The following is a 26,147-nucleotide window of genomic DNA, read 5'->3' as shown; positions in this document are numbered from 1 at the left end:
ATCAAAAGGAGAATTTGTTAAATGCGATCGCCGACCATTTTTTGGACAGCTTCGACAATTTGATTAGGTTGAATAATCGTCAATCTTTCTAGATTACCGTTATAAGGTGTGGGGATATCTTGGGAAGATAATCTTAACACGGGGGCATCCAATTCATCGAATAACTGCTCATTAATTAAAGCAATTAACTCGGAAGCAATTCCCGCCGTTTTCATACATTCTTCCACAATAATCACCCTATGAGTCTTGCGAATCGAAGCAGCGATCGTCTCCATATCAAAGGGTTTCAGGGAAATTAAATCGATAATTTCTGGATCATAGCCATCTTTTTCTAACTGTTTTAATGCCTGTAAACAGTGATGACGCATCCGCGAATAGGTGAGAATAGTTATATCTTCTCCTTTACGAACGATTTCCGCTTTATCGAGGGGTAAAAGATACTCGCTATCAGGTAAATTTTCCTTGAGATTATAGAGAAGAACGTGTTCAAAGAAAAGCACGGGGTTATTATCTCTAATCGCCGATTTTAATAAACCTTTGGCATTGTAGGGAGTGGAACAAGCGACAATTTTTAGGCCCGGTACCGCGTGAAAATAGGCCTCTAAACGTTGGGAATGTTCCGCCCCTAATTGTCTCCCCACACCCCCCGGACCGCGGATAACCATGGGGATTTTAAAATTACCGCCAGAAGTATAACGTAACATCCCGGCATTGTTGGCAATTTGGTTAAAGGCAAGCAAAAGAAAACCCATATTCATGCCTTCAATAATCGGACGCAATCCCGTCATGGCTGCCCCCACTGCCATGCCTGTAAAACTATTTTCAGCGATGGGAGTATCTAAAACCCTTAAATCGCCATATTTTTTGTAGAGATCTTTGGTAACTTTGTAGGAACCACCGTAATGACCCACATCTTCACCCAAAACAAATACTGTCTGGTCGCGGCCCATTTCCTCATCGATCGCCTGTCGCAAAGCATTAAATAATAGGGTTTCTGCCATATCAAGTCCCCGCTTACAATTCGGTCATCTTATCACTAAACTTATTATCTTACCTCTTTTCTGGTCCCAGGGAATAGGAAATCGTACCCCACACCCCACACCCCACGAAAAACTTTTTTAGCAAGCCCTAACTATAGATAATAGTCTATTCTAGTTCCCGACAATCGGCCGGCAAAGAACTAAGATCAAGATTAAGCAATCCCCTACCGTTAAAGCTGTTGACATCCTCGCCGCCGTAAACGGACGGTGATTCCCAAACCTCACGATTTGAGTTTCTGCTTCTTTCCCGAAGGATTTTTCGCACCTGCCTTAACAGATTTACTCTGTTCTGGTCTTATGGTCGCTCTACAGACTGACACCGCAAGCCCTGCGGCCAAAATGTTTTTACTCGCGTTAATATCTCGGTCATGGTGAGTCCCACAGTCTGGACAGTCCCATTCTCGAACATTTAACGGCATTTTCTCAGTAATATACCCGCAATTACTACACCGCTTAGAACTAGGAAACCATCTATCTATTTCGATGTAATTTCTCCCATACCAACGGCATTTATAGGCTAATTGTCGGGTTATTTCTCCCCAACTAACGTCAGATATTGCCTGAGATAACTTCGGGTTTTTGACCATATTCTTGACGGCTAAATTCTCAACCACAATCGTTTGATTTTCACGAACTAATTGAGTGGTTAGCTTATGTAAATAGTCTTTTCTACTATCGGTGATTTGAGCGTGAATCCTTGCTACTTTGATTCTCGCTTTTTCTCGATTCTTTGAGCCTTTCTGTTTTCGAGAAAGATTTTTTTGCGCTTTTCGCAGTCTCCGATAATGCTTTTTAAAGTGCTTAGGATTAGATACTTTATCGCCATCGCTGGTAATTACTAGGCTACTAATTCCTAAGTCAATTCCGATGGCTTTATCTGTTACTGGTAATGGCTTAATCGTTGGGTCATCAAATCTTATTGAGATATGCCAACGTCCAGAAGGATGTAATCTGACTGTTACCGTGCTTGGTTCACAGCTTTCTGGTATTTGTCTTGACCATCGAATAGGTAAGGGTTCTGTGCATTTAGCTAAATAGATTTGTTTGTCTTTGAATTTAAAAGCTGACTTGGTAAATTCGGCACTTCCTCCCTGATGTTTTTTCTTAAAGTTAGGATACTTATTACGACCAGCAAAGAAATTAGTGAAAGCTGTTTGTAAATGTCTTAACCCTTGTTGTAAAGGTACACAGCTTACTTCATTGAGAAAGTCTAATTCTTCTTGTTTTTTCCAATCGGTCAACATTGAAGAAGTTTGAGCGTAGCCTACTCTTTCTTGTCTTTCGTACCATGCTTGTGTTCGTTCGTGGAGAGCTTTGTTGTAAACCAATCTTACACAGCCCAATGTGCGCCGCAATAGCGACTCTTGTTCTGGTGTGGGGTAAAATCGAAACGAATAGGCTTTTTCCATACCTCACATTCTAGAATATATCGTGTAAATGCGCTAGTATTTAACGGTAAAGCCGCCGTAAAACGGCGGTGTTTCAGACCCAAATTTTCGATGAAATTACCCCGTCTTGCCGCTTTAATCATTGGTCTGAGCTTTATTTTCGGATTAATGTTGTGGTTAGTCAACTCTATCTATCGTCTTTACATCCAGATCGCCTTTACCGCTCCTATCTTAGCTAATATTCTGCTTTTGCTGATTATCGGACTGCTGGGCTTGCTCATTTACGTTCTTCTGTACTACTTTTATCTGCTGCCCCAGCAGCAAAAAAGTCGCCGCGGGTTGCGTTCTTCCTCCCGTCCACCCCTAAAATTACCAGTAGAAAAAACCGAGGCCGCCGGGGAAACCTTAAAAGCTATCCGGCAACAAGTGGAGCAAATTCAAGATAAAGTAACCCAACAGGTTTTTATTAAGCGTTCCCAAGAAATTGAGCGAAGTTTAGTTAGAAAAGAAGTTAAAATCATTGTTTTCGGCACAGGATCGGCGGGAAAAACCTCCCTAATTAACGCCCTCATCGGTCAAATGGTGGGCAATGTGGAGGCAACCATGGGAACCACGGAAAAAGGGGAAACCTATAGTTTAAAAATGAAAGGTGTGAATCGGGAAATTCAAATTACCGATACCCCCGGCATTCTCGAAATTGGTGCAGCTGGAGGTCAAAGGGAACAGTTAGCGCGACAATTAGCCACGGAAGCAGATTTACTTTTATTTGTCATTGATAACGATATTCGACAATCGGAATACGGCCCTTTATTGCGCTTAATTGATATTGGTAAACGTTCTCTCTTAGTCTTTAATAAAATTGATCTTTATAGCGACGAAGATCGAGACATTATTTTAAAACAATTACGAGAACGTCTAAAAGGAGTGATTCTTTCCGCGGATATTATTGCCGTTACCGCTAATCCCCAACCAGTACAGTTAACCAGTGGACAAATCATCACACCAGAACCAGATATTTTAGCTTTAATTAAACGTTTGGCTTCAGTTTTACGGGCCGAAGGGGAGGATTTAGTGGCGGATAATATCCTCTTACAATCCCAAAGATTAGGAGAAGAAGCTAGGAAAATTATTGATCGCCAACGTCGTCGCCAAGCTGATAAAATTATCGATCGCTATCAGTGGATTGGTGCGGGAGTGATTGCAGTGACTCCCTTACCAGTGTTCGATCTGTTAGCAACTGCGGCGGTTAATGCTCAAATGGTCAGGGAAATTGGTCAAGTTTATGGCTGTGAAATTAACAGCGATCGAGGCAAGGAATTGGCTCTATCTTTAGGCAAAACTCTAGTTAGTTTGGGAGTAGTGAAAGGAGCGGTAGAATTATTAGCCAGAATCCTACAATTAAACTTTACTACCTATATAGTCGGTAAGGCAATTCAAGGGGTCAGTGCCGCCTATTTAACCCGCATTGCTGGCAAAAGTTTTATTGAATATTTCCGTCACGATCAAGACTGGGGTGATGGTGGTATGACGGAAGTGGTACAAAGACAATTTCAACTTAGTCGCAAGGAAGAATTTATTAAGTCTTTTGTGGCCGATGCGATCGGTAAAGTGGTACAACCTTTTCAGGATGATTGGCAACAAGAAGAAGTTTTAGAAGCTAGTCGCGAGGATGATTGGTAAAGATCGAACCCAGGAGTGATAGGCAAAATTGTATAGTAATTGTTACAATCGTTCTGGGGTTCCACAAGGGCAAAAAAAAGATGCGACAGCAAGTTATCGACTGGTTAAAAGAAAACGTCAACGAACACCGTCTGCGACATATTCTCGGTGTGGAGACCATGTGTATTGATTTAGCTCGTCATCACGATCTCGATCCCGTCCAAGCAGGGCAAGCGGGGCTAATGCACGATCTGGCTAAATTTTTCAAGCCCAAAAAACTGCTAAAAATGGCAGAATCGGCGGGAATAGAGGTGGATAATATCTGTTTATCCCATCCCCACTTACTCCACGCCGATGTAAGTGCAATTGTCGCCAAAAAAGAATTTAACGTTACCGATGAGGAAATTCTCGAAGCAATTCGCAATCACACCCTCGGTAAACCCAATATGAGCGATCTTAGCTGTATAGTCTTTATTGCCGATGCCTTGGAACCCAATCGCGGCGATACACCCGAATTAAACGCCCTACGACAACTCAGCTATCAAAATCTCCATAAAAGCCTTCAACAAACCTGCGATTATTCCCTAAAATATCTTTTAAGTAGCCATTGTCCCATTCATCCCCGCACCGTGCTAACCCGCAACTGGGCGTTACAAATTGTTAAAGAACAACCAACAAAAACTAAACCCATTGATTAACATAATCTCAAGACTCCCTTACAACCACCTCAGCCAAAGGATGACCACAAACTGAATGACCAATCCCACTGGAATTATTACCCCTGTCGCCGAAAATCTCAAGACCGAACAATTTCTAGAGACAATTGTTACCGCTGCCGAGGACAAGAAAGCAGGGGACATCGCCATCCTGAAAGTCACCGATATCTGTTATTTAACCGATTATTTTCTGATTATTACCGGCTATTCTACCACCCAAGTGCGAGCGATCGAGGATGCGATCGAAGCTGCTATGGAACTAGAATGGCAACAATCTCCCCGACAAGTGGAAGGAAAAAGCGAAGGTAGCTGGATCCTGATGGATTATGGCGATATCATTGTCCATATCTTTTTACCAAAAGAGCGAGAATTTTATAATTTAGAAGCATTTTGGGGTCATGCCCAACGGATTCCTCTACCTAGCGACCATTTAGAGGAGTAGAATCCATGAAATCCTCCCTTGATTTCTGTCCCGTCCCGGAAGAACAGCAGCCGGTTAACGAGTACGAACAATTAAAAGAATCTTGGTTTTTTCGTTGGGCGACGCTAGATGTAGCCTCTTATACAAAAAAAATTGTCTGGTTATGGTTATGGACATGGTTAATTGTCGGACCGATTGCCGCCGCTAGTTTTCCCCTCAAAAAAGCCCCTTTTCTCTTCTTCTGTGCGGGGATTTTTGGCTCGACAATTTTGGTAGGATTGGTGTTATTGCGCTTGTATCTAGGCTGGATCTACGTCTATGACCGCTTGCAATCAGAGAAAGTATTTTATGAAGAGTCGGGCTGGTATGATGGCCAAATCTGGACAAAAACCGCCGCCATTTTAGCCCGCGATCGTTTAATCGTCTCCTATCAAATCCAGCCCATTCTCCAGCGTTTACAAAAAACCGCCCTGATTCTAGGGGCAATTGTCGCTATCAGTGGTCTTTTCTGGCTATTTTTCACTCACTAACCGCAACCAATCTGAATGAATAGGGTAAAACGTTCACCAACCCACCGCTTAGAAATTCATCTTCTCCGGGAAGGTATTATTGAATCGGTCCATCATGTCGAGGCCGCTATTTGCGATGACCGCGGCCGGGTATTATCCACCGCCGGCAGCGCCGAAACTAGCGCCTTTATTCGTTCGGCCCTAAAACCTTTTCAAGCACTGGCTGTCATCAGTACCGGCACCCTCGAACGCTACGATCTCAACGATAAGGATCTAGCCATTATCTGTAGTTCTCACCAAGGCACAGTGGAACACGCCCGTCAAGTCTTTAATATTCTCTGGCGCGCCGATATCGATCCCAACGCCCTGCAATGTCCCCTCCCGTCCGGTAAACGCAGTCGCTTGCAGTACAATTGTTCTGGTAAACACGCCGGGATGTTAGCAGTGTGTCAACAGCGGGGCTGGCCATTAAATACCTATCTGCGGCGTTCTAGTCAGATACAAAAGCTAATTTTAAGCAAAATTGCCGAATTATTGGGAATGCCGGGAGATGAATTAATCAGCGCCCACGATGACTGCGGTGCGCCCACCTATTCAATGCAGTTGGGGCAAATGGCCCATCTCTACGCCCAGTTAGCCTCTGGCAACCGTTTAGACTTAGAAAGAATCGTCCGGGCGATGACCTATCATCCCCGCATGGTAGCAGGAGAAGGGGCTTTTGATACGGAATTAATGCAGATTAGCCAAGGGGAAATCGTCAGTAAAGCCGGGGCCGAAGGGATTCAATGTATTGGGCGCGTCGGTGAAGGTTTAGGATTAGCAATTAAAGCTTTAGATGGTTCCAAACGGGCTAAATATGCGGCCGCTTTGCAAATTCTTAAACAGTTAGGTTGGATTACTCCCAATGTGGCCGAATCTCTCTCGGAAAAATTCCTTAAAATCGGCAGTTATACCCGCTTGGAAGTGGTGGGAGAAATGGCTTTATTATAAATAGTGGGTAGCTGTTAAAAATTGTCAGATACCCCCCTTATTAAGGGGGGACTAAGGGGGGATCAGCACCCCCCTTATCAAGGGGAGATCCCCCCGCCTATCGGCACCCCCCTTATCAAGGGGAGATCCCCCCGCCTATCGGCACCCCCCTTATCAAGGGGAGATCCCCCCGCCTATCGGCACCCCCCTTATCAAGGGGGGCAGGGGGGATCGAACCCAAAATCTATCTTCAATTTAATTATAACCAGCTACTTAGAACAAAAACTTTTTTTTGGTGTGTTAGGGCAGTATTTGAATCTTGATTTTTTTCCTCAAAAACTGAACTTCGGAGTACAATACCTATGACTAAATTAATTCAAGAAACTTTCGAGCAAATTGCAATGCTTTCTGAAGAACAACAAGATAGCCTGGCAACCTATCTAAAAAAACACCTAGCTGAATTTTTAGAAGAAGCGGAAAAAGAACGACGAATTGCAGAAGGGATTTATACCATAAGTGATTTTAACGAAAAAACTCAACAAGCTATTCAGAATATTGAAGAGCAAAAAAACTTAACTGTTTGCCAAGATCAAGTTGAACTGTATCAGCAGCTAGGAATTTAATGTTATTACCCATTTTTGAAAATCGCTTTAAGAAAGATATTAAACGACTGCAAAAACGGGGAAAAGATATGACCAAACTGAAAAATGTCATTGATAAATTACTTCAAAAGCAAGAACTAGAACCTAAATACAAAGATCACGCTTTGATGGGAAACTGGAATGGATATAGGGATTGTCACCTAGAACCAGACTGGCTTTTAATTTATAAAATCACAGACACCCATCTTTTTTTAGTGCGCTCTGGTTCCCATGGGGATTTATTTTAATATTCGGTCAATCGTTTAAGTAGAGCTTGCTGAATACAAATGTAAGCTCTGCTAGAAAAGGGTTTTGAGCTTTTTGGCTCTTCTAGGTTCTGTGTGATAAGTTTAACTTACATTATGATCGCTCAATCTTTGTGTCCTTTGTGTCTTTGTGGTTCGTTCCACTCCGTCGCCAAGAGGAGTGTATCTTAGAACACATTTTACCCACCAAACCCAAGAGAGCCGCTTTTTTTCCAAAAAAGTCCGAGGAACAAACGTTGACAAATCGAAATAGATACTCAAAACCCTTGTACTTTTTTCGGCGAACGCGGAGAGGAAGTCAGCAAGGCTAACATTAAATCTAGTTTACAAAGATATTATCATTCTAATTTTTCTAATATTATCAATAGTATTCAAATTAACAAAGGTAATATCTGTACAGGGCTATCAGAAAAGGAATTAAAGCAGTCTAATATTTATCAACAAGCTAAATTAGAAACCATTCCCGAATTAATCAAAGAAGGATTAACTATGGAACAAATTGCTAGAGTTTTAAAACTTCCCCTAGAATTAGTGCGATCGCAACTAGAAGGATTTGAGTAACTCCCCAGCAACATCACTTATAATATAGTTAAGTAGCTGATTATAATTAAATTAAAAATGGATTTTAGGTTCGATCCCCCCTGCCCCCCTTGATAAGGGGGGTGTCTGATAATTTTTAACGCCTACCTACTTATAAGCCAATAACACCACTCTAAAGGGGTCTAGTATAATTAGAAGAGGTTGATCAAAGGGGGTTTATGGACGATAAAACCACAAAGCCAGAAGCATCCGAATCTGAAGAGAAAAAAGAATCAGATTTTGAACAGGAAAGTAAACAGGCTGAAGTTTGGACGGGAAAAATCACTGCTTTTGTTGCCCATCAACTCCGAACCTCCGCTCCTTCCCTTCCAATTATCGGGGGTAGCATTACAGGCGGCTTAACTTGGCTTAGTCAACATGACACGGTTAAGGCGATTATTGTCGGGGGAGTCACTTTTATCGTCACGGGCTTTTTTACCTACGGATCAGCCTGGAGTAAAGCGTTTTTAGAAGTGGCAAGAACCAAAGGTAAAGATCACGGTAAAGGTACAGCTTTAAGCTTTTTTGTTTGGCTAGACAAAGGACTGGAAAAAATACGTTGGCAATTAGCTAATCCTGACGGGAAATATTTAATTAAATTACGGGATTCAGATTGTCGTTATGATGATATTGAAGGGATTGAAGATGCAATCTTTGGTTTTTCTAACCCAGAACTAGAAGAAATTTTTATTAATTTGGATCTGAGTCAATTAGAACTGCGCTCAGAAGAAGAGTCTAAAGGTACGGGGGATGATATTTGGGATTTATTGCGACGGGCTAAAAAGAGGACAAATTTACGGTTGTTAATTCTGGCTCCTGGTGGCCGAGGAAAAACGACTTTATTGCGTCATTTAGCCTATAACTACGCTCTAAAACAACCGAAACAAAATGCACCTTTTTTAATTCCTGTCTTTTTACGTTTACGGAGATGGCAGGAAGTGATTACCACCACAGAAGGATTGGATTTACCGACCTTAATTGAGCGACATCTTAAACAAGATATTTCTCAAGAATTAGATTTACCTGAGAACTGGGCTAAAAGTCATTTAACCCGTCAGCAAATGTTAGTGATGTTTGATGGTTTTGATGAAATTAAACCCGAATATGCCGAAAAAGTCAGTCAATGGATTGGCAAACAGTGGCAAGATTTTCGCCAAAACTATTTTATTTTAACTTCTCGTCCGAAAGGCTATCAAGCGTTTAGCTCTGAGTATAAACCTCGGCAAAAGGTGTTTATTAATGAATTTACCGATAAAAATATTCGGGATTTTGTGTATAAATGGTATTTCTGGCAAGAGCAGGAAACCAGAGTTAGCAGAAGTTTAAAAGCTAAACAAGAAGCTGCCGATAATAAAGCAAAGGATTTAATTAATCAGTTATTTGCTCTCGATGATTCTGGGGAAAGTTCTACTCTATTATCCTTGGCGAGAAATCCCTTAAATCTGAATATGATAGTACAGTTACATCGGGCAAACTTTGGCTCGGGACAAAAATTACCTCAGCAACGAGTGGATTTATTTCGCCGAATTTTTGATCTGCAATTGATCACTCGCCCTCAAGCTAGGGGCATTGATATGATTTTAGATAATAATGAGGAAAATCATCGTCAACGGGTATTACAACAATTAGCCCTGAAAATGGGAAATACAACCACGATTGAATATTCGGAATTACTGAGTTCTACACAAAATTTTATTCAGGAATTGGGTTATCCTGAAAGCACTTCGGCTAAGGATTTTGTAGAGCGGTTAATTCATGTGAGTGAGTTAATTTTGAAAAAGGATGAATACTATGAGTTTGCCCATAATCTTTTTCAGTCCTATTTAATTGCTTTGGAGATTAAACGGTTAAAGCAAGAAAATTTACTCAAGGAAAATTGGGAGCAAAATCTCTGGTACGAGGCTTGCATTATGTATGCCACTTTATTGACTAATCCGACTGATTTTATTGTCTATTTTTATAATCAATCTAATCCTAAAGCTCAGGGATTAGCGGAGCGATGTTATCGAGAATTACCTGTTAAAAAACGTCGAGGTTTGGAATTTTTAGAACAAAAACGACAGACTTCTCTCTTTACCCAACTAGAAACCTATCTGAAAAATGGGCAATGGCGCGAAGCCGATGAGGAAACGATGCGGTTAATGTTGTTAATTGCTAAAAGGGAAGATGAAGGCTGGCTAGATGAAGAAAGCATTAACAACTTTCCCTGTGAAGAGTTACGCACGATTGATAAGCTCTGGGTAGATAATAGCCGCGGCAAATTTGGCTTTTCTGTGCAGAAAAAAGTCTGGCTGGATTGCGGTGGTGTCCCAGGAGAGTATGATTATTATGAGGTGTATGAAAAATTTGCCGACGAGGTGGGTTGGCGCAGGAGCGGAGACTGGTTGAGCTATGATCAGCTAACTTTTTTATTAGAGGGTAGTCAACACGCATACCTACCTCACCTGATATATGCTTGGGATATAAGAGAGTGGGTAGATCGAGGGGTAGAAATTAGAATCTCTCTTCCCGCACAGAGACTTGTAGGGAGACTTGTAACCTGTAATATATCACAGACTTATACATCTTAAACCAGTAAAAAGCCCCCCTTATCAAGGGGGGTTGGGGGGATCAAACCTATGCAATTAACCCATCATCTTAAACCAGTAAAAAGCCCCCCTTATCAAGGGGGGTTGGGGGGATCAAATTCAACCAGTAAAAAGCCCCCCTTATCAAGGGGGGTTGGGGGGATCAAACCTCAAAACTGCCCCCCAAAATTCCCCTGCTAACAGCAAAACTTATCAACAATAACACCTGATTTTTTAATAAAAAAACGCAATCGCTTTAAGTTTCATCCCCCCGCCTACGACTCCTTGATAAGGGATAAGTACCTAAGCAAAATTAATTACACATATCTAACCCCCTCTTGCCTTTTGCCTCTTGCCTTTTGCCTATCTTTACTAGGAAATTAATTTTGCACTACTACTTATTATAGCGGTTCTCACCCCTGGGTGGCACAGTTAAACCTTTGCTGATTAAGCTTTTCAATATTAATAATGTACCTCGTGCGAACAGAAAACTCTATATATGCTAAACTTATTAGTTGAAAAATAATCTTTCTTTTTTTAATAAATAAAACTGCAATCACGTTAAGTTTGATCCCCCCAACCCCCCTTGATAAGGGGGGCTAAGTACGGTAACATGACTAACCAGAAAGTAAGCTTATGCAATTAACCAATCATCATCATCTACCCTACAATCCCAAACTCGTAGAACGAGCTAAAGAACTCCGTAAAAACATGACCAAAGCTGAAAGAAAACTTTGGTATGAATACTTAAACAATTTTCAATATAGAGTTCATCGCCAAAGACCGATTGAACAATTTATTGTTGACTTTTATTGCCCCGAATTAAAATTAGTGATTGAAATTGATGGTGATATTCATAATAGTGAAGATGCTCAGAACTATGACTTAGAAAGAACCCAAATTTTATCAGGTTATGGATTAACAGTAATCCGCTTTACTAATCAAGAAGTTTTGAGTAATTTTGAGGGAGTTTGTGGAGTAATTGGAAGTTTGATCCCCCCAACCCCCCTTGATAAGGGGGGCTTTGATCCCTCCTTATTAAGGGGCTTTGATCCCCGCAACTCCCCTTGATAAGGGGGGCTTTGATCCCTCCTTATTAAGGGGCTTTGATCCCCGCAACTCCCCTTGATAAGGGGGGCTTTGATCCCTCCTTATTAAGGGGCTTTGATCCCCCCAACCCCCCTTGATAATGGGGGCTTTGATCCCTCCTTATTAAGGGGGATCTGACAATTTTTAACACCTAACTAATTAGAGAGGAAAAGAATACCCAAAAAGTTCTATTGACAACTTTTGCAAGAGAGAGCAAGGACAAAATCAAGGATTTACAATCTCGGTTTCAGAACAGTCCACTGGGTTACGGGAGCCATTGCTTTCCAACCCAAAAACTTGCCGACTGGTTCGGCTTTTTCAATGCCAATTCGCAGCAGTTCCCCCCCTAATTTACTATGCCATTGCAAGAGGACTAATTCGCTTTCAATTGTAACAGTGTTGGCAACAAGACGACCCCCGGGGCGCAGGGCTAACCAACAGGTTTGCAATAGGTGGGGTGTGGTGATACCGCCACCAATAAAAATAGCGTCCGGTTGCGGTAAATCTTCCAGGGCGCTCGGTGCGATTCCAGCGACGATTTGCAGGTGGGGCGTTCCCAGGGCGGCGGCATTATCGGCAATGTATTGTAATCTGGTGGGATGATGTTCGATCGCAATCCCCTGGCAACGGCGATCGCTCCGCAGCCACTCAATGGCAATGGAACCACAACCTGCCCCCACATCCCAGAGCAATTGTCCAGGTAAGGGAGCCAATCTACTCAGCGTGACAGCACGAACTTCTCTTTTTGTCAACTGTCCGTCATGATGGTAGGCAGAATCCGGCAGTCCTGGAAGGCGCGGCGCCAGGGTGGGGGGATGGGAAGAGATGCAGCTAATGGCGATGACATTTAAATCTGCCAGATCTGTAAACTCCCAATCGTTGGCGATGCCTTGAATGTGGCGTTCTCGGGTTCCCCCTAGATGTTCTAAAACCGTGATGGAACTTTCGCCAAAACCTCCCTCCCTGAGCAGCCGAGCAGCGATTGCCGGAGTCTGAGCATCGGCACTCAGTACCAGCAGTTTAGCGCCGGGATACAGCACCCCATTCAAGCAGGCCGGGGGCCGACCGCACAAACTCAAAGTTTCCACTTCACTCAGGGACCAACCCAAACGACTACAGGCAAGACTAAAGCTAGAAGGAGAGGGAATAATCGTCATTTCCTCCAGGGGAATCTGACGGGTGAGGGTGACACCAATTCCATAGCACATGGGATCACCACTGGCCAAAACACAGACGGATTGACCACGAAGGCGGATAATCTCGTTAATGGAGTCTTGAATAGGAGAAGTCCAGAGCAGTTTTTGCCGTTGATCCTCTGGGGGTAACATTGCCAGATGACGTTCACCACCGACAATAACTGATGCGAAAGAAAGCAGACTTCGCCCCACTGAACTTAACCCTTCTAAGCCATCTTCACCAATTCCTATGATCGATAGCCATTTCGACTGACAATTGCGATTCGCCATATTAAAAAAAATCGCTACTATTTCATTATCTGCCATCAGGCTCTATCCTTCAAACAAGATATAATCGGGTTAGTGCCAAGTTAATTTATCTGAAAAATTATGACCACTACCGCCGATGATGTTTGGAGATTATTAGCCGAATTAGTAGAAGCTCAAAAAGAGACAGAAAGATGCTTTCAAGAAACCGAGCGACGCTTTCAAGAAACCGAGCGACGCTTTCAAGAAACCGAGCGTGTTCTCAAAGAACAATCTTTAGAAACCGAGCGACGCTTTCAAGAAACGGAGCGCATTCTCAAAGAACAATCTTTAAAAACTGATCGCCAAATTACCAGAGTCAGTCAAGAAATTGGTAATCTTGGCGGTAAATGGGGACGTTTTGTCGAAAATATGGTAGCCCCCGCTTGTGAGACTTTATTTTTAAATCGTCATATTCCCGTACATCAAGTTAGTCAAAGAGTCAGAAAACGTCTCGACGGTAAAACCCTAGAAATTGATGTGTTAGTAACTAATGAAAATCATGTGCTAGTAGTGGAAGTCAAAAGTAGCTTGAGTGTAGATGATGTCAAAGAATTAATCAAGAATCTAACAGAATTTAGGCAATTTTTCCCCGAATATAACCACAAAGAATTATATGGAGCAGTAGCAGGTATTGAAATCGAAGAGGGAGCGGATAAATATGCCTATCGTCAAGGTTTATTTGTCTTGGCACAAAAGGGTGAAAATGTAGCGATTCTTAACGATACTGAGTTTCAACCGCAAACTTGGTAGGGGGTTTAAAAACAAGATATAATCAGGTTATCATCAAGTTAATTCAGAGGAAAAATTATGACCACCACCGCCGATGATGTTTGGAGATTATTAGCCGAATTAGTAGAAGCTCAAAAAGAGACAGAAAGATGCTTTCAAGAAACCGAGCGACGCTTTCAAGAAACTGATCGCCAAATTACTAGACTCAGTAAAGAAATTGGTAATCTTGGCGGTAAATGGGGACGTTTTGTCGAAAATATGGTAGCCCCCGCTTGTGAGACTTTATTTTTAAATCGTCATATTCCCGTACATCAAGTTAGTCAAAGAGTCAGAAAACGTCTCGACGGTAAAACCCTAGAAATTGATGTGTTAGTAACTAATGAAAATCATGTGCTAGTAGTGGAAGTCAAAAGTAGCTTGAGTGTAGATGATGTCAAAGAATTAATCAAGAATCTAACAGAATTTAGGCAATTTTTCCCCGAATATAACCACAAAGAATTATATGGAGCAGTAGCAGGTATTGAAATCGAAGAGGGAGCGGATAAATATGCCTATCGTCAAGGTTTATTTGTCTTGGCACAAAAGGGTGAAAATGTAGCGATTCTTAACGATACTGAGTTTCAACCGCAAACTTGGTAGGGGGTTTAAAAACAAGATATAATCAGGTTATCATCAAGTTAATTCAGAGGAAAAATTATGACCACCACCGCCGATGATGTTTGGAGATTATTAGCCGAATTAGTAGAAGCTCAAAAAGAGACAGAAAGATGCTTTCAAGAAACCGAGCGACGCTTTCAAGAAACCGAGCGACGCTTTCAAGAAACCGAGCGTATTCTCAAAGAACAATCTTTAAAAACTGATCGCCAAATTACTAGACTCAGTAAAGAAATTGGTAATCTTGGCGGTAAATGGGGACGTTTTGTCGAAAATATGGTAGCCCCCGCTTGTGAGACTTTATTTTTAAATCGTGATATTCCCGTACATCAAGTTAGTCAAAGAGTCAGAAAACGTCTCGACGGTAAAACCCTAGAAATTGATGTGTTAGTAACTAATGAAAATCATGTGCTAGTAGTGGAAGTCAAAAGTAGTTTAAGTGTAGATGATGTCAAAGAATTAATCAAGAATCTAACAGAATTTAGGCAATTTTTCCCCGAATATAACCACAAAGAATTATATGGAGCAGTAGCAGGTATTGAAATCGAAGAGGGAGCGGATAAATATGCCTATCGTCAAGGTTTATTTGTCTTGGCACAAAAGGGTGAAAATGTAGCGATTCTTAACGATACTGAGTTTCAACCGCAAACTTGGTAGGGGGTTTAAAAACAAGATATAATCAGGTTATCATCAAGTTAATTCAGAGGAAAAATTATGACCACCACCGCCGATGATGTTTGGAGATTATTAGCCGAATTAGTAGAAGCTCAAAAAGAGACAGAAAGATGCTTTCAAGAAACCGAGCGACGCTTTCAAGAAACCGAGCGACGCTTTCAAGAAACCGAGCGTATTCTCAAAGAACAATCTTTAAAAACTGATCGCCAAATTACTAGACTCAGTAAAGAAATTGGTAATCTTGGCGGTAAATGGGGACGTTTTGTCGAAAATATGGTAGCCCCCGCTTGTGAGACTTTATTTTTAAATCGTGATATTCCCGTACATCAAGTTAGTCAAAGAGTCAGAAAACGTCTCGACGGTAAAACCCTAGAAATTGATGTGTTAGTAACTAATGAAAATCATGTGCTAGTAGTGGAAGTCAAAAGTAGTTTAAGTGTAGATGATGTCAAAGAATTAATCAAGAATCTAACAGAATTTAGGCAATTTTTCCCCGAATATAACCACAAAGAATTATATGGAGCAGTAGCAGGTATTGAAATCGAAGAGGGAGCGGATAAATATGCCTATCGTCAAGGTTTATTTGTCTTGGCACAAAAGGGTGAAAATGTAGCGATTCTTAACGATACTGAGTTTCAACCGCAAACTTGGTAGGGGGTTTAAAAACAAGATATAATCAGGTTATCATCAAGTTAATTCAGAGGAAAAATTATGACCACCACCGCCGATGATGTTTGGAGATTATTAGCCGAATTAGTAGAAGCTCAAAAAGAGACAGAAAGATGCTTTCAAGAAACCGAGCGACGCTTTCAAGAAACCGAGCGACGCTTTCAAGAAACCGAGCGTATTCTCAAAGAACAATCTTTAAAAACTGATCGCCAAATTACTAGACTCAGTAAAGAAATTGGTAATCTTGGCGGTAAATGGGGACGTTTTGTCGAAAATATGGTAGCCCCCGCTTGTGAGACTTTATTTTTAAATCGTCATATTCCCGTACATCAAGTTAGTCAAAGAGTCAGAAAACGTCTCGACGGTAAAACCCTAGAAATTGATGTGTTAGTAACTAATGAAAATCATGTGCTAGTAGTGGAAGTCAAAAGTAGTTTAAGTGTAGATGATGTCAAAGAATTAATCAAGAATCTAACAGAATTTAGGCAATTTTTCCCCGAATATAACCACAAAGAATTATATGGAGCAGTAGCAGGTATTGAAATCGAAGAGGGAGCGGATAAATATGCCTATCGTCAAGGTTTATTTGTCTTGGCACAAAAGGGTGAAAATGTAGCGATTCTTAACGATACTGAGTTTCAACCGCAAACTTGGTAGGGGGTTTAAAAACAAGATATAATCAGGTTATCATCAAGTTAATTCAGAGGAAAAATTATGACCACCACCGCCGATGATGTTTGGAGATTATTAGCCGAATTAGTAGAAGCTCAAAAAGAGACAGAAAGATGCTTTCAAGAAACCGAGCGACGCTTTCAAGAAACCGAGCGTATTCTCAAAGAACAATCTTTAAAAACTGATCGCCAAATTACTAGACTCAGTAAAGAAATTGGTAATCTTGGCGGTAAATGGGGACGTTTTGTAGAAAATATGGTAGCCCCCGCTTGTGAGACTTTATTTTTAAATCGTGATATTCCCGTACATCAAGTTAGTCAAAGAGTCAGAAAACGTCTCGATGGTAAAACCCTAGAAATTGATGTGTTAGTAACTAATGAAAATCATGTGCTAGTAGTGGAAGTCAAAAGTAGTTTAAGTGTAGATGATGTCAAAGAATTAATCAAGAATCTAACAGAATTTAGGCAATTTTTTCCCGAATATAACCACAAACAATTATATGGGGCAGTAGCAGGTATTGAAATCGAAGAGGGAGCGGATAAATATGCCTATCGTCAAGGTTTATTTGTCTTGGCACAAAAGGGCGAAAATGTAGCGATTCTTAACGATACTGAGTTTCAACCAAAAACGTGGTATAATCCTTAAACTTGTCTTTGGGAAAGTCCAGTGCAATTCTGGTACTGTGCCGCAGCTGTAATCAGGTAAAAAGTAAAAAGAGTACATCTTCCCTTTTTCCTTGCGAGTCAGAATACCAATTACAAGCTTTTGATCGGTAGTATAGACAACTAATTTTCTAACTACTTCTCTGCGTCGCATGGAGAACAAACAACGGTGAATTGGTTAGTTAAAGCAAATGCTTGTCCCGGTTTATTTTATGGAACTGCTGCCCAGGATGGGTTTTTAATTCGTCTCCGCACCCCCGGTGGATGGCTCAATTCTCAACAGGGAAAAGCGATCGCCACTTGGCTCGAACAATGGCAGAGTACAATACAAGTTACCAATCGGGCAAATCTGCAAATTCGCGGACTGCAAAAATCCCCCAGTTTAGAAGAATTTCAAACCCTGCAAAAATTAGGGTTAGCTGCCCATAATCCCAGTATCGATCATCTGCGTAATATCATGTCCAGTCCCACGGCTGGAATTGACTGCCAAGAATTGATCGATACTCGTCCATTAGTCCAAGAATTAGATAATTTTATCCAAAATTATCCATCAATTGTCCAACTAAGTCCTAAATTTAGTATCGGGATCGATGGCGGTGGTGCAGTGGGAATTGGCACCGGTTCAACTATGGCCTGGCAACACCGCTATAATGAGATTCAGCTATCGGCAATTACCCTCAATAATCCGAAAATTTTAACTTCTATTGTTTGCTTTCGATTAGCACTCGCAGGAAATAAACAATTATATGATACGGACTTATTAATTCAGCCAGAAAACTGTTTAGGTGTGGTCAAAGCTTTAGTAACTGTTTATCTCGATTATGTTCAACAAAACCCCAACATCAAGGGGAAAAAACCGCGGATGAAACACCTACTCAAAGATTGGGGATTAGCAAAATATCTCGAACAAGTTAACTCCCAATTACATCGGACTTCTACCGGCATAATACAAGGGCAAGAATACCAGCAAGCTGCCCATTCTAATCAACCCTATTTTCATCTAGGAATTCATCCTCAAAAGCAACCCGGATTGTCTTATATCGGCCTATCATTAAGATTAGGACAATTGACGACTAATCAACTATGGGGATTAGCGACACTATCAGAAACTTTTGGCAGTGGTCAGTTACGATTAACCCCTTGGCAGACTGTTATATTACCCGATATTCCCGATGAAAAAGTCTCAGAATTGTTGCCAAAACTGGCATCACTAGGATTATCCGCTTCTCCCGGATGGGATGCGGGGATAGTTGCCTGTAGCGGTAAACCCGGTTGTGCAGCAGCAGCCACTGCAACTCAAATTCATGCTTCTCTCCTGGCAGATTATTTGCAGGAACACTTAACCTGCAATTCTCCTGTTAATATTCACTTGACAGGTTGTGCTAAATCCTGCGCTCAACCAAGTCCGGCCGAAATTACCCTTTTAGGAACTACCATCGAGGAAAATGGCCAAATAATGGAAGCTTATCAAGTCTATATGGGTGATAGTCAAAAATTATTAGAAACACCCATATTTGAGGGAGAATTTACCAAGATTCCCCCGCTCCTAGCCCAAATTTTAAGCTCCCAAAAATCGAAAAATTTAGATGAATAGAATGGAATACATCAAGAATGGCGAGGAAATTTACCGCAAATCTTTTGCTATTATTCGGGCTGAAACTAACTGGAAAAATCTCCCCGATGATTTAGCTCATGTGGCAGTTCGTCTAATTCATTCCTGCGGGATGACAGACATAACAGAAGATTTAGAAGCATCACCGGACGCGGTTAAAATCGGACGAAATGCCCTCGCTGGGGGTGCAGCAATTCTCTGTGATTCTCAAATGGTCGCTAATGGCATTACCAAAGCCCGTTTACCTAAAAATAATCCGATTATTTGTACCCTCAATCATCCAGAAATAACCGAGTTAGCACGGCAAATTAATAATACCCGCTCCGCTGCCTCTTTAGAACTTTGGCGACCTCATTTAGCTGGAGCAGTGGTAGCCATTGGTAATGCACCAACCGCACTTTTTCACCTACTAGAATTGCTCGATCAAAATGTAGCTAAACCGGCTTTGATTTTGGGCTTTCCCGTGGGATTTGTAGGAGCGGCAGAGTCAAAAATAGAATTAGCAACTAATAGTCGTGGTGTGCCATTTATTACCCTACACGGACGTAGGGGAGGAAGCGCAATCGCAGCAGCGGCAGTCAATGCTTTAGCAAAAGAGAACGAATTATGAATAAATTAGGCAAACTTTATGGATTAGGAATCGGGCCCGGTGATCCCGAATTGTTGACGCTAAAAGCACACCGGATTCTCACAACTGTTCCAGTAATTGCTTATCCTACCTTAGAAAGTGGCAAAGTTTTGGCACGGGCAATTGTCTCGGATTTTATCCGTCCCGAGCAGATAGAAATTCCCATGCCTTTGCCTTTTAGTGTCGAGCGCAGTTCTCAACCTCATTATGATATTGCCGCCGAAAATATCGCCGAACAGTTAAACTTAGGTCGAGATGTGGCGGTTCTATGTGTGGGCGATCCGATGTTGTATGGCACATTTATGTATATCTTTAATCGCTTGTGCGATCGCTTTTCCATTGAAGTTGTACCTGGTATTTCTTCAGTGATGGCAAGTGCAGCAATGCTGGGTGTGCCTATCACTTATCGAAATGACGTATTTAGTATCATGCCCGCTACTTTAGAGGCGGAAATATTGCGGGATCGCCTAGCATTTATCGATGCAGCGGCAATTATTAAATTAGGCAGACATTTCGCTAAAGTTCGTGATATTCTCCAGGAATTAGGATTATTAGAACGCGCCCTCTACATCGAACGAGCAACCCTACCCAATCAGCAAATTATTCCGATTACAGAAGTCGATCCAGAGGCTGCTACTTACTGGTCATTAATTCTGATTCCTAGTAAAACTAAACCCCAATAACTCTATAGACACTAAGTTAAATCCTCTATCCCCTACCTGACAGAACCCATCGGGTTTAGATGATATGATGAAAATGTCTTTTCTTCATTGCTTTTTTGTTCCACAGGAGGTTATATATCGCGTTTCTCGGATTGATAAGGTAATCTATTTTCTTCTCCCTTCTCTGTCACCTAAAAATAACTACCATGTCCGATTCTCCTGAATCTATCCGCAATACTAGCGTCAGCGATCAAGCTACTAATAATGATGCTCTCGGATTTGAGCCTTATGTAATAGCGATCGCTGAATTTTTGTTGCATGAGCAGACACAACCACCCCTAACTTTATCGGTTGAGGGAGAGTGGGGTAGTGGCAAGTCTTCTTTTATGAAAATGTTGGAGGAATATTTACGAAAAAAGGGAGGTCGGACGGTTTGGTTTAATGCTTGGCGACACGATAAAGCGGAGTCGGTATGGGCGGCTTTTGCACTGTCTTTTATTAAGCAGATTTCTACGCCCAAAAATTGGCGAGATTTGCCTCGAGTTATCCTAGGACATTTTAAATTACAATTATTGCGTTTTAACCTAGAAAAAGGCTTATTTGAATTAATTAAAGCTTTACCAGTAATAATTTTTGTGATTTGTGCCTCAATTGCCATTCCCTTTATTTTAATCGTTTATGGAGTTGAAGGAATTAACGAATTAATCAGAGCAACAACCTCTCAAGATGTTTTTTGGAGCAAAATTAATTCAGTTTTTAAACTGTTATTTACCGCCGGAGGTTTAACTTTATCAGGAGCAGGAATTTTTGCTGGTATTAAGAGTTTATTGAGAAATTTTCAAAGGTTAATCCAAAACCCCAAAAACAACCTAATTAAATACATAGAAGCCCCAGATTATAAAAAACAATCTGCATTTGTAGAAGAATTTCATGAAGATTTTGCTAAAATTGTCGATGCCTATGTTGGCAATGATCGGGTATATGTATTTATTGACGATTTAGATCGTTGTGAACATCCAAAATCAGCGGACTTGATGCAAGCGATTAACTTGATGATTGCTGATGATCCGTCAGTGGTCTTTATTTTAGGAATGGACAGAGAAAAAGTAGCCGCTAGTTTAGCGGTAAAATACGAAAACATTCTCAAGTATTTACCGTCAGAAACCACAGAAATTGATCCTGATATTTTGGCCAGACGTAGTGCTAATAAAGGGTTAGCTTATGGTTATACCTTTATTGAAAAGTTTGTCCAGCTTCCCTTTTTAGTTCCCCAACCATCCCAGTCAGATTTTGAGCATTTTTTGATTCAGCTTGCTACTTCAACTCCTCCCAATTTACAGCCAGCTAAACCTCGTTTTCCATTTTTTCAGTCATTCTGGGGTAAGTCAGCTTTATCACCGAGAAATAATTCTAAGAAGGTTTCCATTTCTCCAATAAGGGAATCAAACCCCTCATCTTCACATGATACCACAATAGAAGCTGTACAAAAGGAAAAAGAGAAAGCAATCAAGCGATTAGAAGCGATTCAAGTCATATTTGATAAAGAGTCCCAAAGAGTGCGGGATGTCATTTTAATGGTGGCTCCCGCATTGGATTACAATCCGCGACGGATTAAACACTTTATCAATGTCTTTCGTCTCAAGGTTTATATCGCTAATGAGACTGGTTTATTTTTTGAGGAGCGAGGTGAGAATGATAATTTGTTAGTTCCTTCTCTAACTTTTGAACAGTTAGGCAAATTTACTGCGATTAGTTTAAAATGGCCATTGTTATTATCAGATTTGGAAAATGATAAGAAAATTTTAGCAAAATTAGAAGAATTTGCACTAGATGAAGAAAAAACCCAAGAATATGAAGAGTCGATTCGCTATTGGGGTAGTCATACTAAGCTTAAAGCTTTAATGGCTTACGGTCATGAAAAATCGGCAGCTAACTCTAAATTTAGCTTGGCAGAGGTAAATGTTGATAAGTTATTACAAGTATCACCCAAGATAATTCGGTCAGCTAATGAGCCTATTCAACGAAAACAAATTAGTCAAAATATAAAAATTAGCCAAAATATTACCTCATTGCCTCCAGACTTTCACTTAGAAATGGTGGATATACCCGCCGGTAAATTTAACATGGGTTCTAATGAGTATGAAGATGAAAAACCGATACATGAAGTAATTGTGCTAGCATTTCAGATAGGCAAATATCCTATCACCCAAGCACAGTATCAAGCGGTGATGGAAAAAGCTAGTTCAAGTTTTTCACGAAATCCCCAGAACCCAGTAAAATCTGTTAGTAAGAATGATGCTGAAGTCTTTTGTAAACAACTGAGCAAGTTAACCGGAAAAAACTACCGTTTGCCTACAGAAGCAGAATGGGAATATGCCTGTCGCGCTGGCACAGAAACCCGATTTAGTTTTGGCGATGATGAAAGTCAACTAGGAGATTATGCCTGGTTTATTGATAATTCAGATAATGTAACTCATCCTGTTGGGCAAAAGCTACCTAATCTTTGGGGAATTTATGATATGCACGGCAATGTTTGGGAATGGTGTGCGGATGAATATGACGCAAGTTATGCAACCAAACCAGACAATATTAAAAAAAATGGCAGTATTCCATGGGGTAATTATCTATGTATCAAATCATCACTCCGTGGCGGCGCTTGTGACTCCTATCCCGGACTTTGCCGTTCCGCGTATCGCGGCGACATGGATGTTCTCGGCTACGGACACGGGTTTCGGGTTGTGTGCGATCTCCCCAACCCACCCATAACTCACCTATAACTTTAGTTTTTACTTCTGATGACTCATTCAATGAGATCGAACTTGATAGCGCACAAATAGTTACTTAGCAATTTTTAACTTTCAATAGTAATCGCAGTTTCTAAGGAAAATTTAAGGTTGGTGTTTTCAGCAATTGCGTAATTAATTTTTTCAAAGCCGATAACTTTACCCTGCTTATTTTTCATTAAGATAACTTCGTTTCCTGTTTATTCACAGATATATTCTATATGGCGCTCGCCAATTTTATTCTTTTTTCCACTTCCATCTAAAAATTGATAAAAAAGCCACAACATCCACTGTACCATAAGAAAACTATGAAAAAGATCTATTATTATCCAAGATCGCCTTTGAGGTTTTAATAGGTTTGAGGTTGAAAATTATCAGGAATATCGAGTTCAAATACTTGGTCATGAATCCGAGCCACATAAAACCCTTCTTGCAGAATTTTTTCCCGTAATTCGTTGGATAAGTCAACCGATGCTAGTATGCCATAGAGTTTTTTATCTTTGTGTTCAGGAAAAAAGCTGCGAAACCGTTGCAAAATACTTTTTAATTGTGTAATAGATTCCTCTCTAGCATGACTTTTAACCTCAACGATATAGGCAGTATTTAGCTCACCATTAGTATAGGCAAGAACATCAATTTCTAGGTGTTGTCCATCTTCGCTTGCTCGGACACTAGGACTAACAACTTTCATGCCGAACCGTTGTCTGAGAATCGTTTCCATTGAGGGAAGGGCAAGTCCTTCGGTAAAGCTGCCGAATTTGGCTCCGAGTCCCCCAATTTGCCGTCCTAATTCTTTGAGTTGTTTGTCAGTTTTCTTCTGTTGTTGGGCGTTTTCCTTCTGTTGTTGACTAACTTCCTTCAATAGTAGATCAGTTTCTTTTTGAGCAGTGGCTAATTCAGCTAAGATTTGCCATACGTCTTCGGATGTAGTTGCCATAGATAATTTTTTCCCTCTGATGTGGTCTATTAATATTTTACTGAATTTTGCCGATTCATGAAGAAAAAAGTGTTGCTGCCTTTGGCTAAGATAGAGCGATTACATTTCAATTTTTAATAAGGTCGAGGTTGAAAATTATCAGGAATATCGAGTTCAAATACTTGGTCATAAATCCGAGCCACATAAAACCCTTCTTGCAGAATTTTTTCCCGTAATTCGTTGGATAAGTCAACCGATGCTAGTATGCCATAGAGTTTTTTATCTTTGTGTTCAGGAAAAAAGCTGCGAAAACGTTGCAAAATACTTTTTAATTGTGTAATATATTCCTCTCTAGCATGACTTTTAACCTCAACGATATAGGCAGTATTTAGCTCACCATTAGTATAGGCAAGAACATCAATTTCTAGGTGTTGTCCATCTTCGCTTGCTCGGACACTAGGACTAACAACTTTCATGCCGAACCGTTGTCTGAGAATCGTTTCCATTGAGGGAAGAGCAAGTCCTTCGGTAAAGCTGCCGAATTTGGCTCCGAGTCCCCCAATTTGCCGTCCTAATTCTTTGAGTTGTTTGTCAGTTTTCTTCTGTTGTTGGGCGTTTTCCTTCTGTTGTTGACTAACTTCCTTCAATAGTAGATCAGTTTCTTTTTGAGCAGTGGCTAATTCAGCTAAGATTTGCCATACGTCTTCGGATGTAGTTGCCATAGATAATTTTTTCCCTCTGATGTGGTCTATTAATATTTTACTGAATTTTGCCGATTCATGAAGAAAAAAGTGTTGCTGCCTTTGGCTAAGATAGAGCGATTACATTTCAATTTTTAATAAGGTCGAGGTTGAAAATTATCAGGAATATCGAGTTCAAATACTTGGTCATAAATCCGAGCCACATAAAACCCTTCTTGCAGAATTTTTTCCCGTAATTCGTTGGATAAGTCAACCGATGCTAGTATGCCATAGAGTTTTTTATCTTTGTGTTCAGGAAAAAAGCTGCGAAAACGTTGCAAAATACTTTTTAATTGTGTAATAGATTCTTCTCTAGCATGACTTTTAACCTCGACGATATAGGCAGTATTTAGCTCACCATTGGTATAGGCAAGAACATCAATTTCTAGGTGTTGTCCATCTTTACTGACTCGCACACTGGGACTGATAACTTCCATACCAAACCGTTGTCTAAGAATCTTTTCCATTGAGGGAAGAGCAAGTCCTTCGGTAAAGCTGCCGAATTTGGCTCCGAGTCCCCCAATTTGCCGTCCTAATTCTTTGAGTTGTCGGTCGGTTTCCTGTTGTCGTCGCTCGGTTTCCTTCTGTTGTTGGGCGTTTTCCTTCTGTTGTTGACTAACTTCCTTCAATAGTAGGTCAGTTTCCTTGAGTTGTTTGTCAGTTTCTTTTTGAGCAGTGGCTAATTCGGCTAAGATTTGCCATACGTCTTCGGATGTAGTCGTCATAGATAATTTTTTCCCTCTGATGTGGTCTATTCTTATTTTACTGAATTTTGCCGATTCATGAAGAAAAAAGTGTTGCTGCCTTTAGCTAAGATAGAGCGATTACATTTCAATTTTTAATAAGGTCGAGGTTGAAAATTATCAGGAATATCGAGTTCAAATACTTGGCCATAAATCCGAGCCACATAAAACCCTTCTTGCAGAATTTTTTCCCGTAATTCGTTGGATAAGTCAACCGATGCTAGTATGCCATAGAGTTTTTTATCTTTGTGTTCAGGAAAAAAGCTGCGAAAACGTTGCAAAATACTTTTTAATTGTGTAATATCTTTCAGGGTAAGCTCATCTAATTTGGTATAAATTGTACTTGACAAATATTTCTGAATAGGGTGACGAAATCGCTATAGCACCGTCCCGCACTGCCAGTACCCAGACTTAGTCGCTGCTACCTCTATATAATTTATAATTAGCCTTAGTCTCACTGTTGTTCATGAAAATTAATGAGGAAATAGCTCATGGGTAAAAGATTTGCCACCTGAGAGGGGGACAAGAACCATGAAATCCATACATCATAAGCTTTCTAGAGCTTTTGATCGAATAAGTTTTCCGCACTAGCTCCCATTTATCGATAATAAATCGATCTATTTTGGGCGAGAGAAGCTAGAAGCCTGTGTGGGTAAAGCTTCTAGCTCGCTTGT

Annotated in this window: 25 protein-coding genes, 2 pseudogenes and 1 riboswitch; of the genes and pseudogenes, 20 read left to right on the top strand and 7 right to left on the bottom strand. The window is 40.8% G+C overall.

All coding sequences use genetic code 11. The features are described from left to right. Positions 1–17: 17 nt before the first annotated feature. A complete protein-coding gene (locus tag ACE3JL_RS16650; RefSeq protein WP_002742584.1) occupies positions 18–1,001 on the bottom strand; it encodes an alpha-ketoacid dehydrogenase subunit beta in 984 nt (327 codons plus the stop codon). A 260-nt stretch (positions 1,002–1,261) separates the two neighbouring features. After that, positions 1,262–2,449, bottom strand: coding sequence for an RNA-guided endonuclease InsQ/TnpB family protein (locus ACE3JL_RS16645; RefSeq protein ID WP_375327954.1), 1,188 nt, complete (start codon positions 2,447–2,449; stop codon positions 1,262–1,264). Between the two features lie 90 nt (positions 2,450–2,539). Between ACE3JL_RS16645 and ACE3JL_RS16640 the strand changes: the two genes are divergently transcribed. The 10 genes and pseudogenes from ACE3JL_RS16640 (at position 2,540) to ACE3JL_RS16595 (ending at position 11,826) form a co-directional block, all read left to right on the top strand. Continuing rightward, the gene (locus ACE3JL_RS16640) at positions 2,540–4,108 is read left to right on the top strand and encodes a YcjF family protein (protein ID WP_375327953.1); all 1,569 of its coding nucleotides are present in this window, start codon (positions 2,540–2,542) and stop codon (positions 4,106–4,108) included. An 80-nt stretch (positions 4,109–4,188) separates the two neighbouring features. Further along, positions 4,189–4,785 (top strand): bis(5'-nucleosyl)-tetraphosphatase (symmetrical) YqeK, encoded by a 597-nt coding sequence (yqeK, locus tag ACE3JL_RS16635; protein ID WP_375327952.1) that lies wholly within the window; start codon positions 4,189–4,191, stop codon positions 4,783–4,785. A gap of 55 nt (positions 4,786–4,840) precedes the next feature. Then, positions 4,841–5,245, top strand: a complete 405-nt coding sequence (gene rsfS / locus ACE3JL_RS16630; protein WP_002788101.1) for a ribosome silencing factor — start codon at positions 4,841–4,843, stop codon at positions 5,243–5,245. Positions 5,246–5,250: 5 nt separating this feature from the next. After that, entirely contained in the window at positions 5,251–5,754 is a 504-nt protein-coding gene (locus ACE3JL_RS16625) for a CGLD27 family protein (protein ID WP_271988698.1), read from the top strand. A 15-nt stretch (positions 5,755–5,769) separates the two neighbouring features. Beyond that, the gene (locus ACE3JL_RS16620; protein ID WP_271988699.1) at positions 5,770–6,723 is read left to right on the top strand and encodes an asparaginase; all 954 of its coding nucleotides are present in this window, start codon (positions 5,770–5,772) and stop codon (positions 6,721–6,723) included. 341 nt (positions 6,724–7,064) lie between these two features. Next, positions 7,065–7,325 (top strand): hypothetical protein, encoded by a 261-nt coding sequence (locus ACE3JL_RS16615; protein ID WP_150977998.1) that lies wholly within the window; start codon positions 7,065–7,067, stop codon positions 7,323–7,325. Then, positions 7,325–7,591 carry a type II toxin-antitoxin system mRNA interferase toxin, RelE/StbE family gene (locus ACE3JL_RS16610; RefSeq protein WP_002763162.1) on the top strand — a complete coding sequence of 89 codons (267 nt, stop codon included), beginning with the start codon at positions 7,325–7,327 and terminating at the stop codon, positions 7,589–7,591. The genes ACE3JL_RS16615 and ACE3JL_RS16610 overlap by 1 nt, the downstream gene beginning before the upstream one ends. A 306-nt stretch (positions 7,592–7,897) precedes the next feature. Further along, positions 7,898–8,170: pseudogene (locus ACE3JL_RS16605) on the top strand (ATPase); the annotation flags it as partial. A 197-nt stretch (positions 8,171–8,367) separates the two neighbouring features. Then, a complete protein-coding gene (locus tag ACE3JL_RS16600; protein WP_375327951.1) occupies positions 8,368–10,758 on the top strand; it encodes a GUN4 domain-containing protein in 2,391 nt (796 codons plus the stop codon). Positions 10,759–11,391: 633 nt separating this feature from the next. After that, the gene (locus ACE3JL_RS16595; RefSeq protein WP_271988574.1) at positions 11,392–11,826 is read left to right on the top strand and encodes an endonuclease domain-containing protein; all 435 of its coding nucleotides are present in this window, start codon (positions 11,392–11,394) and stop codon (positions 11,824–11,826) included. Positions 11,827–12,077: 251 nt separating this feature from the next. On the opposite strand, the gene cbiE is transcribed toward ACE3JL_RS16595, so the two are convergent. Then, complete coding sequence (gene cbiE / locus ACE3JL_RS16590) at positions 12,078–13,346, bottom strand: precorrin-6y C5,15-methyltransferase (decarboxylating) subunit CbiE (RefSeq protein WP_375327950.1); 1,269 nt, start codon at positions 13,344–13,346, stop codon at positions 12,078–12,080. A gap of 63 nt (positions 13,347–13,409) precedes the next feature. On the opposite strand from cbiE, the gene ACE3JL_RS16585 reads away from it, so the two are divergent. The 10 genes from ACE3JL_RS16585 (at position 13,410) to ACE3JL_RS16540 (ending at position 23,068) form a co-directional block, all read left to right on the top strand. Next, positions 13,410–14,078 carry a DUF3782 domain-containing protein gene (locus ACE3JL_RS16585; RefSeq protein WP_375327949.1) on the top strand — a complete coding sequence of 223 codons (669 nt, stop codon included), beginning with the start codon at positions 13,410–13,412 and terminating at the stop codon, positions 14,076–14,078. 57 nt (positions 14,079–14,135) lie between these two features. After that, on the top strand, positions 14,136–14,696 hold the full coding sequence (locus ACE3JL_RS16580) for an NERD domain-containing protein (protein ID WP_375327948.1): 561 nt from the start codon (positions 14,136–14,138) through the stop codon (positions 14,694–14,696). A 57-nt stretch (positions 14,697–14,753) separates the two neighbouring features. Beyond that, a complete protein-coding gene (locus ACE3JL_RS16575; protein WP_375327947.1) occupies positions 14,754–15,368 on the top strand; it encodes a DUF3782 domain-containing protein in 615 nt (204 codons plus the stop codon). Positions 15,369–15,425: 57 nt separating this feature from the next. Further along, positions 15,426–16,040 carry a DUF3782 domain-containing protein gene (locus tag ACE3JL_RS16570; protein ID WP_375327947.1) on the top strand — a complete coding sequence of 205 codons (615 nt, stop codon included), beginning with the start codon at positions 15,426–15,428 and terminating at the stop codon, positions 16,038–16,040. A gap of 57 nt (positions 16,041–16,097) precedes the next feature. Continuing rightward, positions 16,098–16,712 carry an NERD domain-containing protein gene (locus tag ACE3JL_RS16565; RefSeq protein ID WP_375327946.1) on the top strand — a complete coding sequence of 205 codons (615 nt, stop codon included), beginning with the start codon at positions 16,098–16,100 and terminating at the stop codon, positions 16,710–16,712. Positions 16,713–16,769: 57 nt separating this feature from the next. Continuing rightward, the gene (locus ACE3JL_RS16560) at positions 16,770–17,372 is read left to right on the top strand and encodes a DUF3782 domain-containing protein (protein ID WP_375327945.1); all 603 of its coding nucleotides are present in this window, start codon (positions 16,770–16,772) and stop codon (positions 17,370–17,372) included. Continuing rightward, positions 17,346–17,502, top strand: a riboswitch (cobalamin riboswitch). (Overlaps the previous gene by 27 nt.) Before the next feature lie 56 nt (positions 17,503–17,558). Continuing rightward, positions 17,559–18,983, top strand: a complete 1,425-nt coding sequence (cobG, locus tag ACE3JL_RS16555; RefSeq protein ID WP_271990637.1) for a precorrin-3B synthase — start codon at positions 17,559–17,561, stop codon at positions 18,981–18,983. 1 nt (position 18,984) lies between these two features. Next, positions 18,985–19,611: a precorrin-8X methylmutase gene (locus ACE3JL_RS16550; protein ID WP_375329622.1), complete on the top strand. Its 627-nt coding sequence runs from the start codon at positions 18,985–18,987 to the stop codon at positions 19,609–19,611. Then, a complete protein-coding gene (cobI, locus tag ACE3JL_RS16545; protein WP_271990639.1) occupies positions 19,608–20,312 on the top strand; it encodes a precorrin-2 C(20)-methyltransferase in 705 nt (234 codons plus the stop codon). Before ACE3JL_RS16550 ends, cobI begins: the two co-directional genes overlap by 4 nt. A 185-nt stretch (positions 20,313–20,497) precedes the next feature. Further along, on the top strand, positions 20,498–23,068 hold the full coding sequence (locus ACE3JL_RS16540; protein WP_375327944.1) for an SUMF1/EgtB/PvdO family nonheme iron enzyme: 2,571 nt from the start codon (positions 20,498–20,500) through the stop codon (positions 23,066–23,068). A gap of 355 nt (positions 23,069–23,423) precedes the next feature. On the opposite strand, the gene ACE3JL_RS16535 is transcribed toward ACE3JL_RS16540, so the two are convergent. The 4 genes and pseudogenes from ACE3JL_RS16535 to ACE3JL_RS16520 form a co-directional block, all read right to left on the bottom strand. Then, a complete protein-coding gene (locus ACE3JL_RS16535; RefSeq protein WP_375327943.1) occupies positions 23,424–24,011 on the bottom strand; it encodes a DUF3782 domain-containing protein in 588 nt (195 codons plus the stop codon). Positions 24,012–24,124: 113 nt separating this feature from the next. Beyond that, positions 24,125–24,712: a DUF3782 domain-containing protein gene (locus ACE3JL_RS16530; protein ID WP_375327942.1), complete on the bottom strand. Its 588-nt coding sequence runs from the start codon at positions 24,710–24,712 to the stop codon at positions 24,125–24,127. Positions 24,713–24,825: 113 nt separating this feature from the next. Further along, positions 24,826–25,455 carry a DUF3782 domain-containing protein gene (locus tag ACE3JL_RS16525; protein ID WP_375327941.1) on the bottom strand — a complete coding sequence of 210 codons (630 nt, stop codon included), beginning with the start codon at positions 25,453–25,455 and terminating at the stop codon, positions 24,826–24,828. Between the two features lie 113 nt (positions 25,456–25,568). After that, a pseudogene (locus ACE3JL_RS16520) lies at positions 25,569–25,781 on the bottom strand (hypothetical protein); the annotation flags it as partial. Between the last annotated feature and the right edge of the window lie 366 nt (positions 25,782–26,147).

The organism is Microcystis sp. BLCC-F210 (genome assembly GCF_042134685.1).
In the GTDB taxonomy this organism is placed as follows: domain Bacteria; phylum Cyanobacteriota; class Cyanobacteriia; order Cyanobacteriales; family Microcystaceae; genus Microcystis; species Microcystis aeruginosa_D.
Note: the sequence above shows the minus strand (reverse complement) of the source record. Positions and strands in the feature narration are given on the sequence as shown.

What these genes read in the sequence shown, in the direction of transcription:
- ACE3JL_RS16650 (WP_002742584.1), bottom strand. Translation starts at nt 1,001, where the DNA reads ATGGCAGAAACCCTATTATTTAATGCTTTGCGACAGGCGATCGATGAG.
- ACE3JL_RS16645 (WP_375327954.1), bottom strand. Translation starts at nt 2,449, where the DNA reads ATGGAAAAAGCCTATTCGTTTCGATTTTACCCCACACCAGAACAAGAG.
- ACE3JL_RS16640 (WP_375327953.1), top strand. Translation starts at nt 2,540, where the DNA reads ATGAAATTACCCCGTCTTGCCGCTTTAATCATTGGTCTGAGCTTTATT.
- yqeK (WP_375327952.1), top strand. Translation starts at nt 4,189, where the DNA reads ATGCGACAGCAAGTTATCGACTGGTTAAAAGAAAACGTCAACGAACAC.
- rsfS (WP_002788101.1), top strand. Translation starts at nt 4,841, where the DNA reads ATGACCAATCCCACTGGAATTATTACCCCTGTCGCCGAAAATCTCAAG.
- ACE3JL_RS16625 (WP_271988698.1), top strand. Translation starts at nt 5,251, where the DNA reads ATGAAATCCTCCCTTGATTTCTGTCCCGTCCCGGAAGAACAGCAGCCG.
- ACE3JL_RS16620 (WP_271988699.1), top strand. Translation starts at nt 5,770, where the DNA reads ATGAATAGGGTAAAACGTTCACCAACCCACCGCTTAGAAATTCATCTT.
- ACE3JL_RS16615 (WP_150977998.1), top strand. Translation starts at nt 7,065, where the DNA reads ATGACTAAATTAATTCAAGAAACTTTCGAGCAAATTGCAATGCTTTCT.
- ACE3JL_RS16610 (WP_002763162.1), top strand. Translation starts at nt 7,325, where the DNA reads ATGTTATTACCCATTTTTGAAAATCGCTTTAAGAAAGATATTAAACGA.
- ACE3JL_RS16600 (WP_375327951.1), top strand. Translation starts at nt 8,368, where the DNA reads ATGGACGATAAAACCACAAAGCCAGAAGCATCCGAATCTGAAGAGAAA.
- ACE3JL_RS16595 (WP_271988574.1), top strand. Translation starts at nt 11,392, where the DNA reads ATGCAATTAACCAATCATCATCATCTACCCTACAATCCCAAACTCGTA.
- cbiE (WP_375327950.1), bottom strand. Translation starts at nt 13,346, where the DNA reads ATGGCAGATAATGAAATAGTAGCGATTTTTTTTAATATGGCGAATCGC.
- ACE3JL_RS16585 (WP_375327949.1), top strand. Translation starts at nt 13,410, where the DNA reads ATGACCACTACCGCCGATGATGTTTGGAGATTATTAGCCGAATTAGTA.
- ACE3JL_RS16580 (WP_375327948.1), top strand. Translation starts at nt 14,136, where the DNA reads ATGACCACCACCGCCGATGATGTTTGGAGATTATTAGCCGAATTAGTA.
- ACE3JL_RS16575 (WP_375327947.1), top strand. Translation starts at nt 14,754, where the DNA reads ATGACCACCACCGCCGATGATGTTTGGAGATTATTAGCCGAATTAGTA.
- ACE3JL_RS16570 (WP_375327947.1), top strand. Translation starts at nt 15,426, where the DNA reads ATGACCACCACCGCCGATGATGTTTGGAGATTATTAGCCGAATTAGTA.
- ACE3JL_RS16565 (WP_375327946.1), top strand. Translation starts at nt 16,098, where the DNA reads ATGACCACCACCGCCGATGATGTTTGGAGATTATTAGCCGAATTAGTA.
- ACE3JL_RS16560 (WP_375327945.1), top strand. Translation starts at nt 16,770, where the DNA reads ATGACCACCACCGCCGATGATGTTTGGAGATTATTAGCCGAATTAGTA.
- ACE3JL_RS16550 (WP_375329622.1), top strand. Translation starts at nt 18,985, where the DNA reads ATGGAATACATCAAGAATGGCGAGGAAATTTACCGCAAATCTTTTGCT.
- cobI (WP_271990639.1), top strand. Translation starts at nt 19,608, where the DNA reads ATGAATAAATTAGGCAAACTTTATGGATTAGGAATCGGGCCCGGTGAT.
- ACE3JL_RS16540 (WP_375327944.1), top strand. Translation starts at nt 20,498, where the DNA reads ATGTCCGATTCTCCTGAATCTATCCGCAATACTAGCGTCAGCGATCAA.
- ACE3JL_RS16535 (WP_375327943.1), bottom strand. Translation starts at nt 24,011, where the DNA reads ATGGCAACTACATCCGAAGACGTATGGCAAATCTTAGCTGAATTAGCC.
- ACE3JL_RS16530 (WP_375327942.1), bottom strand. Translation starts at nt 24,712, where the DNA reads ATGGCAACTACATCCGAAGACGTATGGCAAATCTTAGCTGAATTAGCC.
- ACE3JL_RS16525 (WP_375327941.1), bottom strand. Translation starts at nt 25,455, where the DNA reads ATGACGACTACATCCGAAGACGTATGGCAAATCTTAGCCGAATTAGCC.